Origin of the sequence: Geobacillus sp. DSP4a, from assembly GCF_013096875.1 — a bacterium.
GTDB lineage: Bacteria > Bacillota > Bacilli > Bacillales > Anoxybacillaceae > Geobacillus > Geobacillus thermophilus.
Map to the genome: position 1 here is coordinate 1 of NZ_SDLD01000032.1, position 19,604 is coordinate 19,604.

Annotated in this window: 15 protein-coding genes and 1 riboswitch; of the genes, 13 read left to right on the forward strand and 2 right to left on the reverse strand. The window is 52.4% G+C overall.

Features of this window, described 5'->3' with window-relative positions; all coding sequences use genetic code 11:
• Positions 1-213: 213 nt before the first annotated feature.
• Positions 214-2,175, reverse strand: a complete 1,962-nt coding sequence (ltaS, locus tag ETC02_RS11760) for a lipoteichoic acid synthase (protein WP_050368088.1) — start codon at positions 2,173-2,175, stop codon at positions 214-216.
• A 459-nt stretch (positions 2,176-2,634) separates the two neighbouring features.
• Here ltaS and ETC02_RS11765 point away from each other — a divergent pair, with 459 nt between their 5' ends.
• The 8 genes from ETC02_RS11765 to ETC02_RS11800 all read left to right on the forward strand — a co-directional run bounded on the left by ETC02_RS11765 (position 2,635) and on the right by ETC02_RS11800 (position 12,617).
• Positions 2,635-3,972, forward strand: a complete 1,338-nt coding sequence (locus ETC02_RS11765; RefSeq protein WP_063211471.1) for a TrkH family potassium uptake protein — start codon at positions 2,635-2,637, stop codon at positions 3,970-3,972.
• 150 nt (positions 3,973-4,122) lie between these two features.
• A riboswitch (cyclic di-AMP (ydaO/yuaA leader) is annotated at positions 4,123-4,262 on the forward strand.
• 94 nt (positions 4,263-4,356) lie between these two features.
• Positions 4,357-6,192 carry an APC family permease gene (locus tag ETC02_RS11770; protein WP_050368089.1) on the forward strand — a complete coding sequence of 612 codons (1,836 nt, stop codon included), beginning with the start codon at positions 4,357-4,359 and terminating at the stop codon, positions 6,190-6,192.
• A 105-nt stretch (positions 6,193-6,297) separates the two neighbouring features.
• Positions 6,298-6,936, forward strand: a complete 639-nt coding sequence (ytaF, locus tag ETC02_RS11775; protein ID WP_063211469.1) for a sporulation membrane protein YtaF — start codon at positions 6,298-6,300, stop codon at positions 6,934-6,936.
• A gap of 66 nt (positions 6,937-7,002) precedes the next feature.
• Positions 7,003-7,986, forward strand: a complete 984-nt coding sequence (locus ETC02_RS11780) for a sporulation protein (RefSeq protein ID WP_050368090.1) — start codon at positions 7,003-7,005, stop codon at positions 7,984-7,986.
• A 606-nt stretch (positions 7,987-8,592) separates the two neighbouring features.
• On the forward strand, positions 8,593-9,855 hold the full coding sequence (gene ltrA, locus ETC02_RS11785) for a group II intron reverse transcriptase/maturase (RefSeq protein ID WP_050368091.1): 1,263 nt from the start codon (positions 8,593-8,595) through the stop codon (positions 9,853-9,855).
• Positions 9,856-10,028: 173 nt separating this feature from the next.
• Positions 10,029-10,535 carry a spore coat protein gene (locus ETC02_RS11790; protein ID WP_094240014.1) on the forward strand — a complete coding sequence of 169 codons (507 nt, stop codon included), beginning with the start codon at positions 10,029-10,031 and terminating at the stop codon, positions 10,533-10,535.
• 152 nt (positions 10,536-10,687) lie between these two features.
• A complete protein-coding gene (locus ETC02_RS11795; protein WP_050368092.1) occupies positions 10,688-11,629 on the forward strand; it encodes an ROK family protein in 942 nt (313 codons plus the stop codon).
• A gap of 166 nt (positions 11,630-11,795) precedes the next feature.
• Positions 11,796-12,617: an undecaprenyl-diphosphate phosphatase gene (locus ETC02_RS11800; protein WP_033010289.1), complete on the forward strand. Its 822-nt coding sequence runs from the start codon at positions 11,796-11,798 to the stop codon at positions 12,615-12,617.
• Positions 12,618-13,022: 405 nt separating this feature from the next.
• On the opposite strand, the gene ETC02_RS11805 is transcribed toward ETC02_RS11800, so the two are convergent.
• On the reverse strand, positions 13,023-14,096 hold the full coding sequence (locus tag ETC02_RS11805; RefSeq protein WP_033016518.1) for an undecaprenyldiphospho-muramoylpentapeptide beta-N-acetylglucosaminyltransferase: 1,074 nt from the start codon (positions 14,094-14,096) through the stop codon (positions 13,023-13,025).
• A 351-nt stretch (positions 14,097-14,447) separates the two neighbouring features.
• Here ETC02_RS11805 and ETC02_RS11810 point away from each other — a divergent pair, with 351 nt between their 5' ends.
• The 5 genes from ETC02_RS11810 (at position 14,448) to ETC02_RS11830 (ending at position 19,583) form a co-directional block, all read left to right on the forward strand.
• Entirely contained in the window at positions 14,448-15,176 is a 729-nt protein-coding gene (locus ETC02_RS11810) for a polysaccharide deacetylase family protein (protein WP_050368093.1), read from the forward strand.
• A gap of 10 nt (positions 15,177-15,186) precedes the next feature.
• Complete coding sequence (locus ETC02_RS11815; RefSeq protein WP_033010293.1) at positions 15,187-15,783, forward strand: DedA family protein; 597 nt, start codon at positions 15,187-15,189, stop codon at positions 15,781-15,783.
• A gap of 12 nt (positions 15,784-15,795) precedes the next feature.
• Complete coding sequence (locus ETC02_RS11820) at positions 15,796-16,938, forward strand: MGDG synthase family glycosyltransferase (protein WP_050368095.1); 1,143 nt, start codon at positions 15,796-15,798, stop codon at positions 16,936-16,938.
• Between the two features lie 158 nt (positions 16,939-17,096).
• On the forward strand, positions 17,097-18,191 hold the full coding sequence (locus ETC02_RS11825; RefSeq protein WP_050368096.1) for a D-alanine--D-alanine ligase: 1,095 nt from the start codon (positions 17,097-17,099) through the stop codon (positions 18,189-18,191).
• Positions 18,192-18,206: 15 nt separating this feature from the next.
• The gene (locus tag ETC02_RS11830; RefSeq protein ID WP_171698286.1) at positions 18,207-19,583 is read left to right on the forward strand and encodes a UDP-N-acetylmuramoyl-tripeptide--D-alanyl-D-alanine ligase; all 1,377 of its coding nucleotides are present in this window, start codon (positions 18,207-18,209) and stop codon (positions 19,581-19,583) included.
• Positions 19,584-19,604: the final 21 nt, after the last annotated feature.

Consider the following 19,604-nt stretch of genomic DNA (forward strand, 5'->3'; position numbering starts at 1 on the left):
TTCTGTTGTGTTTCCGTGCTTGGTCACGAGATACACGGGAAACCCGGTGTATCGTGAAACACCCGGAAAGAAAAAGGCAAGAAACCCCCACTTCAACGCCTACAGGCGTAAGTGGGGGAGGTTCATAACCAGGCCTTCTCTCGCGTCCCCAAACACTGATTAAGCGAAAGTCACCGTTTTTCACCGGCCTTCTAGAAAAAAAGAGGGAAGCGCTTATTGTGCGCTTCCCTCTTCATTTTCGCGTTTGTTGTAATCGTATTTCGACGGATCGACCGGTTTGAAGCCTTTTGGGGTATAGAACCGGAGCAAATCGCCGTAAACAACCTTATCCGACAGGTCGAGCTTCGTGCGGACGATTTGTTCGAGACGTTGAATCTCCGGCGTTTCTTCAAGCGGCTCGCCCGTTTTCGTATCATAGTACTTGCCGTTGACCGCTGTCACGGTTGGCGTTACGAAGTCACCGTTGCGGAACGGGATGATTTCTTGATGGTCCGGCGACAACAAGTCCGTTCCGAAGTGGACGTAATTTTTCGTGTCGATGCCAAGCAAATGCAGCAAAGTCGGCAACAAGTCGATTTGGCCGCCGAATTCATGAATGACGCCGCCTTTTATGCCTGGGACATGGATGAACAGCGGCACTCGTTGTAACTGGGCGTGTTCATACGGCGTGATTTCCTTGCCTAAAATTTGCGACATGGCCTTGTTGTGATTTTCCGAAATGCCATAATGGTCGCCGTACAAAATAATGACCGAGCGGTCGTACAGACCGGATTTTTTCAAGTAATCAAAGAACTCTTTGATGGCCTCATCCAAGTAGCGGGCCGTTTGGAAGTAACGGTCGACCGTTCCGTCTCCCGTCGTTGCCGGCGGGATTGTGGCATCTTCCTCGCTGATCGGGTACGGGAAGTGGTTCGACAGTGTAATAAATTTCACATAGAACGGCTCTTTCAACGTTTCCAACAGCGGGATCGACTCCCGGAAGAACGGTTTGTCTTTCAACCCGTAGTTCAAGACGTCCTCGTCGTTCATATCATAGTAGCTGGCGTCAAAGAAATGATCGAACCCAAACGATTTGTAAATTTCATCGCGGTTCCAAAACGATTTGTAGTTGCCGTGGAAAACCGCGCTTGTGTAACCGTATTGGCGCAAAATGGCAGGAGCCGCATGGTACGTATTTTGCCCTTTCGTCGTGAAGACGGCCCCTTGCGGCAGGCCATAGAGCGAGTTTTCGAGCATAAACTCTGCGTCCGATGTTTTCCCTTGACCCGTTTGATGGAAGAAGTTATCGAAATAGAATGTGTTCGGATCGCGGGTGAGCGAGTTTAAAAACGGCGTCACTTCCTGGCCATTCAGTTTGTAGTTGATTAAAAAGTTTTGGAATGACTCCAAGTGAATATAGATGACGTTCATTCCTTTGGCGACGCCGAAATACTTCGGATTCGGCTCGGCATATGTCGCCTGCACATGGTTCAATACGGTTGTGATGTCGCTTTTGTTCGCGAACGCCCGTTGTGTCGACGATTTCATGCTTTGGATCGTGTCATAGATCAAGTAGTTGTATACCCCTAAATATTTGACGATATAGTTGCGGTCAAACGTTCTAGTCAACAGCTGCGGGCGGTCGGCTTCCGCGAGCGCCAAGTTGACGCTGAACATTAAAATGGCCGAAGCAAAAATAACGCCTTTTTTGACGCGACCGGCCCGCACCGGCGGAAGCGGGAACCGTTTCGAGAACACGATCACTGCCAAAATGATCGTGTCCAAGAAATAAAGCGGGTCATACCATCTGAGCAATTCCAAAATGCTGCCGCCGAGATCGCCAAAGTTTTTCGTTTGCGTCAACGTCGGCAATGTAATAAAATCGCTGAAAAAGCGATAATAGACGATATTGGCGTATAAAATGAACGACAAAATGAAATTAATAGTAACGAGCCGCCTATATACCCGTGTTTCTCTGCCCAATAGGGCTAAGCCAAAGAAAAACACCGCCGAGCTGATCGGATTGATCAACAGCAAAAACTCCTGCATGGAGTTGCTGATGCCAAGGTTAAATTCCGCTAGATAGGCGACATACGTCTTCAGCCAAAACAAGAGCACCGCCAAAATAAAAAAACCAATATATTGGTTAGGGAGAGAACGGCATTTTGTCAACAATTTCTTTCCAATCGTTTTCACGTTCTCTTCTCCTCCTTTGCCTCGTATTCTCGAAAGATCCATTTCTATTTCTATTCTTCTATGAACAGCTTCCGCGCATAGCAGTCAGCATTTTGTCCTGACATCATTTTACATCGGAACGTCTCCATGTCAAGTAGCATAATACGTCTTTTGCCAAAAGTCAATGGAATGTTTTTTAAGGATTGACGGGCGCCTCCTTCCTTGCCACCTCGTTTCCCTGTATGGCGATGGACTGCCACTCATATAGACGAATGGAAATCGAAAAGGTTTCAACTGCCCTTCTGAAAACGTCCCGATGCGCGTGGCCATGCCCTTTACCCATTTTATTAGACAACGAGGACATTATGATAAAAATTATTGGCTGTACCGGAATCGGCTTGTTTTTGGTATATTTTTTCTATGCATCATCCACAAACTATAAGGAAGAACTGGATGAAGGGAAAGAGGTAAGCCATGCCAATGAATCCAAAAGGCAAATTTTTTGATCCGCCGAAAATTCTCGTGTCCGGATTTGCGCTCATTATTTTGATTGGAGCGCTGCTGTTGATGCTTCCTGTTGCGACCGTGGATGGAAAGGGGTTGCCGTTTTTAGACGCGCTGTTTACAGCGACTTCCGCGACGTGCGTAACTGGACTTGTTGTCGTCGACACCGGGACGACGTTTACCCTGTTTGGCCAGCTCGTCATTTTGGCGCTCATTCAAGTCGGTGGGCTCGGATTTATGACGTTTGCGACGCTGTTTGCCTTTTTGTTTGGCAAACGCATTTCGTTGAAAGAACGGCTCATCCTCCAAGAGGCGCTCAATAATTTGACGATCGAGGGCATCGTTCGGCTCGTCAAACGCATTTTCCTTTTTACTGTTGTGATTGAAGGGATCGGCGGGGTGTTGCTCTCAATCCGCTTTGCCTTTGACATGCCGCTCGGCCGGGCGATTTACTTTGGCTTTTTCCATGCGATTTCGAATTTTAACAACGCCGGGTTTGATTTAATGGGTGAGTTCCGCAGCTTGACCGGCTATGTGGACGATCCGGTCGTCAGCCTTGTTGTGCCGATTTTGATTATTTTAGGCGGAATCGGCTTTATTGTCATGAATGAAGTGTACGAGTATAGGCAGACGCGCCGCCTTTCCCTTCATACGAAGGTCGTCGCCATTACGACGGCATGGCTGCTAGTAGCCAGCATGGCGCTGATATTGCTGCTGGAGTGGAACAATCCGAAGACGATGGGGCCGCTGTCGCTCTCAGGCAAGTTTCTGTCCGCGTTTTACCAGGCGGTCACTCCGAGAACGGCGGGCTCGAATACGCTTAACATCCCGGATTTGACGCAGCCGACGCTGTTTTTGATCATTTTCCTCATGTTTGTCGGCGCTTCCCCCGGTTCAACAGGCGGAGGGATCAAAACGACGACATTTGCGACATTGCTCGGTGCGGTATGGTCGCAAATTCGCGGAAAAGAGGATGTCATTTTATTCCGGAAACGGATCGTGTACGATACGGTGTACAAGTCGCTGACCGTGACAATGAGCGGGCTGTTTATCGTCATGTTTGTCACGATGGTGTTGACGATCACCGAGAGCGGAAAAGACTTTCTCATGATTTTATTCGAAGCGACGTCGGCGTTTGGGACCGTCGGACTGTCGATGGGACTGACTCCAGAGTTGTCTCCGCTCGGAAAGGCGGTCATTATCTTGACGATGTTTGCCGGCCGCGTCGGTCCGCTGACGATCGCGTACGCGGTCACGCTGCGCCGTCAGCCTGATCCGTTCCGCTATCCGAAAGGGAAAATTATGATTGGATAGAGGCAAGACAGGAAAAAGAAAGAAAGCATAAAGATAAGGACGGTTTATGCGAAAAAGCGGCTCAAAGGCAGAGAAAATCGTTGTTTTTTCCGCTTTTTCACTGTTTACGGAGAAAAGGGGGAGGAGTAATATATGGAAGCAGAAACAACTGAATATTTAGCGCTGAATCCGTCATGGAGCGGGGGACCCACTTGTTGCAACGCTCGTTGCTAGGGGTGAATCCGAAAGGACGGGCATCTCTCCAAGCCCGAACCCGACAGCTAACCTCGCAAGCGCTTTGGGGAGGGACGAGTATGGTTTTGAACCAAACGTAGCCGTTGAGCGCGTCCTCAGCGGTTTTTTCTTTTTGAATCAACTCGAATATGCTTTGGGAGGAACGGAAGCATGGCTTCGTTAAAACGTTTGTTGATTGGGAAACCGATGGAGACAAAACGGCTCAAACATGAAAAATTGCCGAAATGGAAAGCGTTGGCCGTTTTTTCTTCCGATGCGCTGTCATCGGTGGCTTACGCGACGGAAGAAATTTTGCTTGTGCTTGCTTTATTAGGGACAAGCGTCTTTTTCTATTCGCTGCCGATCGCGGTGGCGATTTTAGTATTGCTTTTGTTAGTGACCTTGTCGTATCGGCAAATCATTTACGCGTTTCCGTCCGGCGGCGGGGCGTATGTCGTCGCCCGCGACCATTTGGGGACGAAAATTAGTTTAGTGGCCGGGGCGGCGCTGATGATCGATTATATTTTAACTGTCGCCGTCAGCATCAGCTCCGGCGTCGCCGCGCTGACATCGGCGTTTCCGGGGCTGCTGCCGTGGAAAGTGGAGCTCGCTGTCGCTCTTGTCTTGCTTTTAATGGTGCTCAATTTACGCGGCATTACCGAATCCGCAACGGTTTTCGCCTACCCGACGTATGTGTTCATTGGCTTCGTTCTTGTGATGATCGCTGTCGGCGGGTGGCAGTTGTGGCAGGAAGGATGGCATGGGTTTACGATGCATGAGCATGCTTCCACAGCTCACATGTTTGCGTCCGGTTACAGTTTGTTTATTTTGCTGCGCGCCTTTTCATCGGGATGTTCGGCGATGACTGGGGTCGAAGCAATCAGCAACGGCGTGCCGGCGTTCCGGCCAGACAGTTCAAAAAACGCCGCCATTACGATGGGATGGATGTCCACATTGCTTGGCGTGATGTTTTTAGGCATCACCGTGTTGGCGGCGGGATTCGGCGTTACTCCGACCGAGCATCAAACGGTCATTTCGCAAATCGGACGCCATGTGTTTGGGAATGGTCTTTTGTTTTACTTGTTTCAGCTGGCGACGATGGTCATTTTAGTGCTCGCGGCGAATACGAGTTTTGCCGGGTTTCCGCAGTTGACGTCGATTATGGCGAAGGACGGTTTTTTGCCGAGAAGCTTGGCGGCCCGGGGCGATCGCCTTGTGTTTTCCAATGGCATTATATTGTTGAGCGTGCTGGCGATCGCATTGATCATCGCGTTTCATGCCAAAACCCATTCGCTCATCCCGCTTTATGCGGTTGGCGTCTTTCTTTCCTTTACGATCGGTCAGAGTGGATTGATTAAAAAATTATGGAATCGGGAAGAAGGACGGAAATTCGGCGTGCTGCTCACCGTCGGAACGGGAGCGGTGGTCACCGGGATCGTCACGCTCGTCACGATGATCGCTAAATTTACGCAAGGGGCCTGGATCGTCATCGTGGCGATTCCGCTGTTCGTCTGGATGTTCATCCGAATTCACGAGCATTACAAAAAACTTGGCGAGCAATTGCGGCTTGACGAACGGGAGTGGCAACAGCGCGAGAAACTGTTGAAACCAAAAGTCATTATTCCCATTTCCGGCGTCAGCAAAGTGGTCGCCCAATCCGTTCAGTACGCTCGCAGCATTTCCGACGACATTACGGCACTGTCGATTATTTTCGACGAAAAAGACGAACAAAAGCTGCGGCAAAAGTGGGAGAAGTTTTATCCGGACATTCCGTTGGAAGTCATCTATTCACCGTACCGAACCATTTTGTCGCCATTATTAGAATACATCACGAAAGCGGAAAAAGAAGCAGACCGCGCGCCGGTGACAGTGCTCTTGCCGCAATTTATCGTGAAAAAATGGTGGCATACATTTTTGCATAACCAAACCGCCATCATCTTGCGCTTTTTCTTGATCATGAAAAAAGATGTGGTCATTGCGACGCTTCCGTATCATTTGCGGGAATAATGTCGAGAAAAGGGGAAACATTTCCCCGGAAATCGATGCGTGTCGAATGGCAAGAAAGTCCCCTCTCTGTACGGAATTGCATATCGTACGGCAGGGGGGATTCCTATGTGGTTATGGGTGTCCATGATTTTGCTCGCTTTCAGCGTGAGCATGGACAGTTTGAGCGTAGGCATGACGTATGGAATGAGTGGTGTCCGTTTTTCCTGCTTTTCGTTGGCGCTTATTGCATGCATGTCTGGAATGATGGTGTTTGCGTCCATGAACATCGGCCGCCTGTTGGCGCTTGTTTTGCCATTGCAAGTCGAGCGAGGGCTTGCTTCGGTCATTCTCATGGCGCTTGGCGGTTGGGCGATTTATAACGTCTATAAACCAAAGGGAGACGGGAGCGAGTTTTCGATGGAGCCTGATGAAGCAGGGGGGGCTAACCGTTTCAGCGGCACTGTTCAAGTATTGAAACGCCCCGAATTTGGCGATCTTGATCGTTCAGGCACGATCAGCCAAAAAGAAGCGTTGTTGATCGGGATCGCTTTGTCGATGGATTCATTTGGCGCCGGGATCAGTTCGTCGCTTTTGCATTTCCCGCCGCTTTCGTTTGCCCTGTTGGTTGGCGTGTTTACTCTCATGTTCATCCGAGTCGGCTTATCGTTGGGGTATATGGTGTCGAAAACGGGAATCATGAAAAAGGCGACCATGCTGCCTGGGGTTGTGTTGATTGTCTTGGGGTTGATCAAATTATTTCGGTGACACCATTTTGGCGGCTTGTTCGTAATTCAAGTGTGAAATTTAGGATGAAAAAAGGAGAGAGACCCGATGTGGAAAAAGTTTTTATCGAAACTCGGCATTGGCGCTGCAAAAGTGGATCTCGTGCTGCATCGACCGCATGTGCGCCTTGGTGAAACGTTGGAAGGGGAATTTTTGCTGGAAGGTGGTTCGGTCGCCCAACACATTCGGAACCTAGATGTCGTATTGCAATTGGAGGTGCACGCGGAAGGAAAGGCATATCGCAAAACCGCAGCGGTGATCCCGGTCGCTTCCTCGTTTACGATTCAGCCCGGTGAGCGGAAAGTGCTCCCGTTTTCGTACGCACTGCCGCTCCATTTGCCGATCAGCCGCCCAACGGTCCGTTATACGTTCGTCACCCGGCTCGATATTGCCGATGGGGCGGATGCATATGACCAAGACGCCATTCACATTTTGCCGCCGACGGCCTTGGAGCAAGTGTTTTCCGCTTTGGCCGCCCTGGGATTCCGGGAGAAAGCGACATCCGGAAGCATTACGCCGCATGGCCAGGAATTTGCGTTCTTCCCGACGAGCGAATTTCAAGGGATCGTCCAAGAAGTCGAGTTTTTTGCCCTTGTCGAGGAAGAAGGGGTGCGTTTGTATCTGGAGATCGACGTCCGCCACGGCTTTGGCGGGGAACGCGAAATGAAACGGGAACTGTTGATTACTCACGAACAGCTTCGCGATTCGGCGGCGGCAGCCCGTCTGCTTCGAGAAGCCATTGAAGAGGCGGTGCAGGCGGCTGGGGCGTTCGGCCAGCTGAGCGGGCATCCGTTGGCAACGCCACATTCGCCAATCTATAGCCATCCAGTAGGCCATTATCCACCCGTCCATCATTCGCATCATGGCGGACACGGGTGGGCTGGTGCCATTGGTGGGTTTGCGGCTGGCATGTTGGCGGGAATGGTAGCGGAGGAGTTGCTCGACGATGCCGTTGATGATGTGGCTGACGGTCTGGATGTCGATGACTGGTTTGACGGCGGCGATGGATTTGATGGCGGGGATTGGCTGTAAACAGGATGGAGGAAGGCGTTTCGCCTGAGGCGAGACGCCTTTTTTTGCGTACGCCCGGCATGGGTGCGACGCTATAGGGTGAAAGTCCCGAACGGGGGCTGGCGAGCGCCTACCGTTAGCTGAAAGCAAGGGTGTCCACCGCGAGGTGGAATCTGAAGGAAGCTGGAAGCAAACACTCGACCTGAGGTACACGAACCCAATGGGAGGCCGTCACAGTCGGACGAGTCTGCACAACAAGACGAAGTCCTAAGCCGCCAAGGGCTGTGGAGGTAGATTGGGCAGGTGCATGAGTGGAAAGTGTCCATCCTTATCCGGGGAGGCCTGTACGGAACGCCTTCTGACGATGGCAACCAGAGTCGAAAGGCTCTGCTGAACGTACAGGAGTCAGCAGAGGCCATAGTACTGGAGTAAGGGACGCCTGAAACAGGAAGGGCCGAACGTCAACTCAGGGATGAATCAGACTCTTTCGAGATGTTGCGTGTCGAAGCAGAATTCCTTTCGGAACTCATCTGAGGAAGCAAGGGTGAAGCCCAGAGGGCCTCAGGTCGAGGGCTGAGCGCAACCCGGCAAGACCTGAATCTCATCCCGCGGAAGGAGAAGATCACGATGGCTTTGTTGGAACGCATCTTAGCGAGAGACAACCTCATCACGGCGCTCAAACGGGTCGAAGCGAACCAAGGAGCACCGGGAATCGACGGAGTATCAACCGATCAACTCCGTGATTACATCCGCGCTCACTGGAGCACAATCCGCGCCCAACTCTTGGCGGGAACTTACCGGCCGGCGCCTGTCCGCAGGGTCGAAATCCCGAAACCGGGCGGCGGCACACGGCAGCTAGGCATTCCCACCGTGGTGGACCGGCTGATCCAACAAGCCATTCTTCAAGAACTCACACCCATTTTCGATCCAGACTTCTCCCCTTCCAGCTTCGGATTCCGTCCGGGCCGCAACGCCCACGATGCCGTGCGGCAAGCGCAAGGCTACATCCAGGAAGGGTATCGGTACGTGGTTGACATAGATCTAGAAAAGTTCTTTGACCGTGTCAATCATGACATCCTGATGAGCCGGGTAGCCCGAAAAGTCAAGGATAAACGTGTGCTGAAACTGATCCGTGCCTACCTGCAAGCCGGCGTTATGATCGAAGGGGTGAAGGTGCAGACCGAGGAGGGGACGCCGCAAGGCGGCCCCCTCAGCCCCCTGCTGGCGAACATCCTTCTCGACGATTTAGACAAGGAATTGGAGAAGCGAGGATTGAAATTCTGCCGTTACGCAGATGACTGCAACATCTATGTGAAAAGTCTGCGGGCAGGACAACGGGTGAAACAAAGCATCCAACGGTTCTTGGAGAAAACGCTCAAACTCAAAGTAAACGAGGAGAAAAGTGCGGTGGACCGCCCGTGGAAACGGGCCTTTCTGGGGTTTAGCTTCACACCGGAACGAAAAGCGCGAATCCGGCTCGCCCCAAGGTCGATTCAACGTCTGAAACAGCGGATCCGACAGCTGACCAACCCAAACTGGAGCATATCGATGCCAGAACGAATTCATCGCGTCAATCAATACGTCATGGGATGGATCGGGTATTTTCGGCTCGTCGAAACCCCGTCTGTCCTTCAGACCATCGAAGGATGGATTCGGAGGAGGCTTCGACTCTGTCAATGGCTTCAATGGAAACGGGTCAGAACCAGAATCCGTGAGTTAAGGGCGCTGGGGTTGAAGGAAACAGCGGTGATGGAGATCGCCAATACCCGAAAAGGAGCTTGGAGAACAACGAAAACGCCGCAACTCCACCAGGCCCTAGGCAAGACCTACTGGACCACTCAGGGGCTCAAGAGTTTGACGCAACGATATTTCGAACTCCGTCAAGGTTGACGAACCGCCTAGTGCGGACCCGCATGCTAGGTGGTGTGAGGGGACGGGGGTTAGCCGCCCCCTCCTACTCGATTGGTGCGGGAAGCTTGGACAATAGTGACCATTTCCTTTTGGCAGGCATATACAGTAAATGGAAATCAACCAATGAAAAACAAGGGGAGAACGTGATCCATATGCATGGACAGATGCACGGCCATCGCCATTTGGCTTGGCATGAAACGTTGGAGTTGCATGAACTGATCGCTTTTCAAGCAAACGGTCTCATAAAAATGAAAAAGGCGGTCGGCAAAATCGACTGTCCTGAATTAAAAGGATTGTACCTTGAGACGATTCAAGGGCTGGAAACGAATTTGCGCGAGCTGCTTGCCTTCATTCCGGCGGCACCGATGATGGAAGAAAGCCGCGACCATGATGATGGCGACCGGGCCTTGCACGCTGGCGATTTGCTTGGCTTTTCAAAAACGGCAGTGCGTAATTATGCTGCTGCCATTACCGAGGCGGCGACGCCGGTGCTGCGCAAAACGTTTGTCAAACATCTGCTTAAAGCCATTGACACGCACGAAAAAGCGTTCAACTATATGTATGAACGTGGTTACTATCCGGCGTACGACCTCGCCCAGCTTCTTTATCATGATGTCCGCAATGCGCAAAAGGCGTTGTCAATGGGATATGAACGATGATGGAAACGAGCCGCCCCGCCTAACGGGGCGGCCTCTTTCCTTGCAGCGGGGAGGAGCGGATGGACCGACGGCGAATACATAAAAGCGGAGAAACAGCTAAGCCTAATGGAGCTAGAAGAGAGGAAAGATCGTAAACGAAGGAGGCGTCATCGGTGCGTTACTATATCGTTTTTGATATTGGCGGCACATATGTCAAACATGCCATCATGAACGAGCGCGGTGATTTTTTGGAAAAGGGGCGCTACCGTTCGGAGCGTCATGACTTTCAACGGTTTCGCGACGACTTGCTTCGCGTCGTCCGCCACGCGCAGGCGAGTTACGAACTTTCTGGCATCGCGATCAGTTCGGCAGGCAGCGTCGACAGCGACATCGGCATCATCGGCGGAAGCAGCGCCTTGCCGTGCATTCACGGCCCAAACTTTAAAGACGTATTCGGCGGGGCGACAGGCCTGCCGGTAGAGATGGAAAATGACGCGAATTGCGCGGCGCTTGGCGAATTATGGAAGGGAGCGGGCCGGGGCTGCCGCGACATCGCCTTTGTCATCGTCGGCACCGGCATTGGCGGGGCGATCGTGAAAGACGGACGCATCCATAAAGGGGCGCATTTGCACGGCGGGGAATTTGGCTATATGTTGATGGATGTCCGCTATGAGAACGGAAGGATCGAATGCAAAACATGGAGCGAACTGGCGGCGACAAGCGCGTTGATCCGGATGGCGGCTGAGGAAAAGGGGATGCCGGAGAGGGAGTTGGACGGAGAAAAAGTATTTGCGCTGGCCGAGAGCGGCGATGAAGCCGCGCAAAAGGCCATTGACCGGTTTTATTTTTCATTGGCCCAAGGGATTTTTAACTTGCAGTACGCATATGACCCGGAAAAAATCATTTTGGGCGGGGCCATTAGCAGCCGCCCCGATTTCGTCGACGAAATCAACAAGCGGCTTTCGGTGTTATTGTCGCTCGTTCCCATTGCCAAAGTCCAGCCAGTGGTGGAGACGTGCCAATTCAAAAACGATGCGAACTTGCTCGGCGCTTTGTACCACTACCTAGAACGGCGCGGAGAGCTGGGGGCAGGCCCATTTCCGCCCGCTGACTGATGACTGACGCTCTTCCCGGCATCACACCCATCCAAAAACGTGCGGGTAGTAGAAACGAATGATTTGTAGTACAATAGAGCAGGCACGGCCGAAGCAGGGTGTTATTTCGCCCGCCCGGCCCATATGTATATAAAAAGGACGACCCCGCGCAGAAAGGATGGAACGAATGCACTGGATCGAGCTGTTGAAGGCGGTTATTTTAGGGATGGTCGAGGGGCTGACCGAGTTTGCCCCTGTGTCTTCGACCGGGCATATGATCATTGTGGACGATCTTTGGTTGAAATCGACCGAGTTTTTAGGCAAGTACGCGGCGAATACGTTTAAAGTCGTTATCCAGCTCGGCTCGATTTTGGCCGCTGTTGTGGTGTTTAAAGACCGATTTCTCGATTTGCTTGGTTTCCGCGGCCGCCATCCGGGCGGACATCCGCGGCTGACGCTTCTTCACGTCATCGTCGGCCTGCTTCCAGCCGGGGTGCTCGGCGTCTTGTTTGAAGACTACATCGACGAACATTTGTTTTCTACGAAAACGGTGCTCATCGGCCTTGTGCTCGGCGCGCTGCTCATGATCGCCGCCGACAAATTCGCGAAAAGAGCTGCGCGGGCGCAGACGGTCGACGAAATTACGTACAAACAGGCGTTTCTCGTCGGATTGGTGCAATGCTTATCGTTATGGCCCGGTTTTTCCCGCTCCGGTTCGACGATTGCCGGCGGGGTGCTCGTCGGCATGAGCCATCGCGCCGCCGCCGATTTCACGTTCATTATGGCTGTTCCGATCATGGCCGGGGCGAGCGGGCTGTCGCTGTTGAAAAACTGGCAATACGTCACGGCTGCCGACATCCCGTTTTTCATCGCCGGTTTTTTGAGCGCCTTCGTCTTTGCCTTGCTGGCGATCCGTTTCCTCCTGCAGCTCATCAACCGCATCCGCCTCGTGCCGTTTGCGGTATATCGGATCGTGCTAGCCGTTGTTATTTCTTTGTTATACTTTTAGTCGCGCCGCTTGGCGGAGGTGTTCCGCCGGGCGGTTGTTTGTTATCTTCTTTTACTCTGTTGGCTGGCATGCATTCCGCTTAGGGGAACAAAAGATGATGGATTGTAGAAGACCAAGGATTTAAGGGGAAATGTTGTGCTTCAACAAGGTTTTTCAAATAGAAAAGTCTTGAAACATCATCATTTGCTTTTGGGCGAGCTCCCCAAACCGCATGAATTCGTTGTTTTTCGCCAGTCCGTCTTCTAAAAAATGTTAAGAAAAGTAAAAAAATAGTTGTTGCTTATCTGTACTATGGATTATAATACGGATAAGCCGTTTAGTCGAGTTGCTTATTTCCATGCCTATGCAAAACAAGGCGATGCCGAAAAAACGGCCGTGGTTGGCCGCGTCAGGCATCGCCTGCTTTCACCGGCGGGCGGTGTCTTGAATGATGGAAAGCAATGTTTGCAGCGGATCGCTTCCGCCGGCTTTCTCCATGTTTTTCCGGTAGCGCTCTTTGTTTTCATATAGGCGGCGAATGGCGGCATAGAACGATTCGTTTGTCAAGTCTTCTTCCATCAGCACTTCCGCATAGCCCGCGTTTTTAAACGAGCGGGCGTTGAGAATTTGGTCGCCGCGGCTTGCCGCTTTCGAGAGCGGGATGAGCAGCATCGGCTTGCGCAAGGCGAGCAGTTCGAAAATGGCGTTTGCGCCCGCGCGAGAGACGACGATGTCGGCCAAAGCCAACAAGTGTGGCAGCTCTTCGTTGACGTATTCGAACTGTTTGTATCCTTTTTGGTCTGCGAGGCTTGGGTCGATGTTTCCTTTGCCGCAAATGTGGATGATGTCAAATTCGGCAAGCAGCGTTGATAAGTTGGCGCGCAAGGCGTCGTTGATTCTTTTCGAGCCTAAGCTGCCGCCCATCGCCAGCAGCACCGGTTTTTTGCCGTCGAACTGGCACATCCTCCGCCCTTGGGCAACGCTGCCGTGCTTCAGTTCCTCGCGGACGACGGCGCCGATGTAGACCGCTTTATCGGCGCTGACGTGTTGCTTCGTTTCCGGAAAGGTGAGGCAAATTTTCGTCGCAAAGGGCATGGCGATTTTGTTTGCAAGACCGGGCGTCAAGTCGGATTCATGAATCACCGACGGTACACCGTTCAGCCAGGCGCCAAGAATGACGGGAACGGAGACGAATCCGCCTTTGGAGAACACGACGTCCGGCCTTTCTTTTTGGATAAGGCGGTACGCCTGCCAAACGCCTTTTAGCACGTTGAACGGATCTTTAAAGTTTTTCCAGTCAAAATAGCGTCGCAGTTTTCCGGTCGAAACCGAATAGTACGGTACGCCGTCGATGCGGCCGATGATCTCCCGTTCAATTCCCTCGTGAGAGCCGATGTAGATGATGTCCCAGCCTTGTGCTTTTAGTTTCGGAATCAAGGCGACGTTGACCATCACATGGCCAGCCGTGCCGCCGCCGGTTAAGACGATTTTCTTTCGCAATGCAGATCACCTGTCTTTTTGCAAGATGAATAACGTACAATGCGGCCGTCCCGTTCCGGCCGTCCGGCGGAACGGATATGCCGATGAATTGCTCTTTGCGGCTAGAGTTTCATACCGATTATGTATTATAGCAGATGCAACGTCATTTATGGAGGAAACCGATCGGCTGGACGTTTCGTATAGAAAAAGGGAACGCTTGGGCGTCACATGAAAATTTCATTGTTTTTCTTTTGATTTTTCATCGAAATTATATATAAATTTAGTAGTCTGTATTATATATTATTTATAAATTTAGTAGTCTGTTCGCACGTTGTGATTTTTTAAAGGAAAAAATATTGCGAGGTGAGGACGATGTTGGCATGGCTTTTCGGTTGTCTGATCGCTGGAATCATCGTTTACGGGGTTGTGCCGACGATCGTCATTCGCAAAAAGCGGGTACTGTTGTTTCGGGAAGGAACAGCGCCCGATTGCCTTGCTTTGACGTTTGATGACGGTCCTGACCCGTATTATACGCCAAAACTGTTGGATTTATTAAAGAAACACGGTGTCAAGGCGACGTTTTTCGTCGTCGGCCGCAAAGCGGAACGTTATCCGGACATTGTGCGGCGCATGGTGGAGGAAGGCCATGAAGTCGGCATTCACAACTATCGCCATATAAGCAACTGGCTTGTGCCGCCGTTTTGGCTCGATTGGGGGGTGCGCCGCGCCGCTGCGGCGATTGAGCGGGCGACGGGCCAACGACCGATTTATTACCGCCCTCCGTGGGGGCATTTTAACGCATGGGCACCGATCGTACAAAAACGGTATACGACCGTGTTATGGACGCATATTGTTGGCGACTGGAACGCCAAACTGGGGGCAATGGAGTTGTTCCGCCGGTTAAAAGGAGCGTTGCGCGGCGGAGCTGTGATTGTTCTTCATGACAACGGCGATGCGTTGGGGGCCGACCGGCATGCGCCGGAGCAAATGTTGTCAGCGCTTGAGCTGCTGCTGAAAGATGAAGCAGCGAGAAAGATGCGCTGGGTGACGATTACAGAAATGAGAAACGCGCAAACTAACAAACGAATCTCGTCGATGTGATGGGGGAGCCATGGAAACAGGTGTATGGTTGCCGTACGTTCAGTCGTACGGATATGTGACGCTGTTTTTGTTTTTATTTTGCGGCATTGTCGGCATCCCAGCGCCGGAGGAAAGCTTGCTTTTTTTCGTCGGTTTGATCGTCGCCAAGGAGCAGCTGCTGCTTTGGCCGTCGCTCGCGTCATGCTGGGGAGGAGCGATGACCGGCATGGTGGCGGCGTATGGCGCCGGACGATGGTGGGGGGCGCCGTTTATGAAAAAGTACGGCAAATACGTGGGAATTACGGACGAGCGGTGGGGGCGGGCTCAGCTTTGGTTCCGCCGTTATGGGAAATGGGGCATTTTGTTCGGCTGTTATGCGCCAGGCGTCCGGCAAATCTGCCCGTATATGGCGGGGGTAAGCCGGTTTCCGTTTCGGCCGTTTTTGCTGCTTGCAGCGCTTGGAACGGCTGGATGGGTCGCCCCGCTGATGTTCGTTGGGCTGCTGCTCGGCCGGCATGTCCATATTCCCCTCGTTTCTTTCCCGCTTGTCGGATTGGCGTTGTTTTTGCTGTTTTTGCTTGCGGCGTGGATCGGACAGCGGAGGCGCAAAAAATCTTTCGAAAGCTAAAGGGTGCGATCGATGATGAAAGTGTTGTTCTTGCCGTTGTTTCAAATGAACACGGGACACCATAAAGTCGCGGATACGTTGATCGATTTTTTGCGGCGCCAGTTTCCGGCGGTCGAAAGCAAAAAAATCGATTTTTTGAGCTATTGCAATGAACTGATGGAAAAAATGGTGTCAGAAGCGTATTTGCGCTGGATTCGTTCACATCCCGCTTCCTATCATCGCGTGTACAAAACGTTTATGTATCAAGAGCCGCCGCGGTTCGAGTTTGTTTCATTTGAGCCATGGCTGCCATATTTCGAAAGCAAAATGAAAAAAATGCTCGAGCAGGAACGGCCGGATTTGATCGTTTGCACCCACTCGTTTCCGTCTCGCATTTTGCAGCAGCTTAAGCGGAAACAGGCGTTGTTTGTTCCTGTGGTGAACGTCTATACCGATTTTTTCATGAACAGCGTCTGGGGGAAACGGTTTATCGATTATCACTTCGTCCCCCATCCAGAGGCGAAATGGGAGCTGGTCACAAAATACGGGATTGACGAAGGGCGCATCGTGGTCACAGGCATTCCGGTTCATGATGCGTTTCGGAACACGACGGAAACGCGGCGAAAGAGGTGGCCGGCCCATATACTTGTCGCCGGCGGAAGCCAAGGGCTTGGCAATATGATGGCCTTTTTGCGGGCGGCCCGGGCATCGACGCTGTTTCGCTATTCCGTGCTATGCGGCGCCAACCGCCAGTTATACGACGAAATTTCCAGCTGGAATCTCCCGCACATCCGTCCGCTCCCGTACATTGCCGACCCGGAAGAAATGAACCGGCTGTATGATGAGGTGGACGCGGTGGTGACAAAGCCGGGTGGAGTGACGGTGAGCGAGCTGCTTCATAAACGCATTCCGATGTTTACGATCGATTGTCTGCCGGGTCAGGAGCGCATCAATTTGCAATATTTGCAGCGGAACGGCTTGATTTACCATTTAGCTGAACCAGACCGCGGCGAGCGGGCCATGTTGCGCCTGCTCAATGATGATGTTGAGAAAAACCGGTTTTTCCGCCGTGTGTCCGACTATTTCGCCGGGGTGGAGAAAACGGGGCAGGAAGCGCTCGCCGAAATGGTGGCGGCGATGCCGAGGCGTCGCGCCCAGCGTGTGCTTCACCCGTAGCGTGGGCCATCTAACGGACGTTAGATGGCATTTTTTTGTGCTAGGCGGATGCACCAAGAGTAGCGAAACAAGCTGCATCGTACATATAAAATATCAGACCGTTGGGCGCGAAACGTGTTACAATAGGAACGATGGCCAAGGAAAGAGGAGGAACGAAGATGAAAACGAGAGTCGGAGTGTTGTATGGCGGGAAGTCGCCGGAGCATCAAGTATCGTTGTCAACGGCGATGGCAGTGATGAACGCCATCGATCCCCATAAATTTGATGTGATTCCGATTTACATTACTCCACAAGGGCAGTGGATTAAAGGAAAGCGATTGACCGGACCGGTCAAAGAAGTGAAACAGCTGCAGTTCACGTCGACAGCGACGGCCATGATCCCGGTATCTTTAAACCAGGTGCCGGCGTCGGAATCGTCGTCTGCGGACAGCGAGGAAACGATTGACGTCATCTTCCCGCTTTTGCATGGGCCGAACGGCGAAGACGGAACTGTGCAAGGACTGCTCGAAATGTTAAACCTCCCGTACGTAGGCAACGGTGTGCTTGCCTCGGCCGTCGGCATGGATAAAGTGATTATGAAAAACTTGTTTGCCCAAGCCGGGCTGCGCCAGGCGAAATATGTGGCGGTGACCAAATATGACTGGCAAAAAAGCGGGGAAGCCGTTTACGACCGGATCGAACGAGAGCTTGGCTACCCGTGCTTTGTCAAGCCAGCCAACGCCGGTTCGAGCGTCGGCATTTCCAAATGCAAGCAGCGCGGCGATTTGCACAAGGCGTTTGCCGAAGCGTTTAAGTATGACCGGAAAATCATCATTGAAGAAGCGATCGTCGGCCGGGAGATCGAGATCGGCGTCATCGGCAATGATGAACCGATTTGTTCGGTCGTCGGAGAAATTGTGCCAAAAAAGGAATTTTACGACTATGAAGCGAAATACGAAGACGGGCAAACCGAATTGATCATCCCAGCGGACGTAACGAAAGAACAGTATGAGACGATCAAACAAATGGCCATTACGGCGTTTCAGGCGCTGGATTTGTCTGGACTTGCGCGCGTCGATTTTTTCCTCGCCGAAGATGGCGCTGTTTATATCAACGAAGTGAACACGATGCCAGGCTTTACGCCATACAGCATGTTCCCGCTTCTTTGGCAGCACAGCGGCGTGCCGTATCCGGAACTGATCGAGCGCCTCATTGCGCTGGCGTTGGAACGGCATCAAGAAAAGCAGACGATCACGTACACATTTGAAAAATAAAGAGGGTGAAAGCGGATGATGAAACGGACGGTGCGGCAAATTGCGGAGATGTCAGGCGGTCGGTGCGTGAAGCCGGAATGGGAGACGATTGCCGTCAGCGGCGTATCGACAGACACGAGAGCGATCCAAGCCGGCAACTTGTACGTTCCGCTTATTGGCGCGAAGTTTAACGGCCATGCCTTTGTGAACGAGGCGGTGCAAAAAGGAGCGGCAGCAGTGCTGTGGGCGGAAGCGGAAGGGACGCCGCCAGAAGGCGTTCCGGCGATTATCGTTGACGATACCCTTTCGGCGCTGCAGCGGCTTGCCGCCCGTTACCGCCAACAGCTTGGGCTGAAAGTGGTTGGCGTGACCGGCAGCAACGGCAAAACGACGACAAAAGATATGATTGCTGCGTTGTTGGCGGCCAACTACCGTGTGCAAAAAACAGAAGGCAACCTTAACAATCATATCGGCGTGCCGTTGACGCTGCTTTCGCTCGAGGAAGACACAGAGATTGCCGTTGTCGAAATGGGGATGAGCGGATTCGGCGAAATCGAGCGGCTCACGTTGATTGCCAAACCGGATGCGGCCGTCATTACCAACATCGGGGAATCACATTTGCAAGAGCTTGGTTCACGGGAAGGCATCGCCAAAGCCAAATTGGAAATTTTGGAAGGGGTGCACCGCGATGGCTTGTTCGTCTACCATGGCGACGAACCGCTGTTGGCCGAGCGGGTCCCGCATTTATCTCTTCCCCGCCACGTCGTGACATTTGGAGCGGGAGCGGAAAACGACTACTACCCGACCGATGTGCGCATTGAAGCGGGGGGGACGTCATTTGCCATTAACGTGCTTCCGGGTCGGACGCTCTTTATGCCGGTGTTGGGAAAACATCACGTATACAACGCGCTCGCCGCCATTGCGGTCGCCCGCTTTTTCGGCATCGATTGGGAAGGCATTGATGCGTCTCTCTCCCGCCTGCAAGTGACGCGCATGCGTACGGAAGTCGTCAAGACGAAATATGGCTTTACCGTCATTAATGACGCCTACAATGCTAGCCCGACATCGATGCGCGCCGCCTTGACGCTGCTTGGGGAATTAGGCGGCTACCGGCAAAAAATCGCCGTATTGGGCGATATGTTGGAGCTTGGTGACGAAGAAGTGGCGTTTCATCGAGAGATCGGGGAGGTGCTGCGGCCGGGAATGGTGGACTATGTGTTCACTTACGGGCCGCTTTCGCACCATATCGCCGCGGCGGCCGCCCCATTTTTTGATGATGGACGGGTGAGGGAGTTCGACGATAAAGCAGCGTTGGCCGAGGCCGTGCGTTCCGTCGCGACTTCGGATGACATTGTTTTATTGAAAGCATCGCGCGGCATGAGATTGGAAGAACTGCTCCGCTATTGGGTGTAAAATCAGGCCAACCGCGAAAAA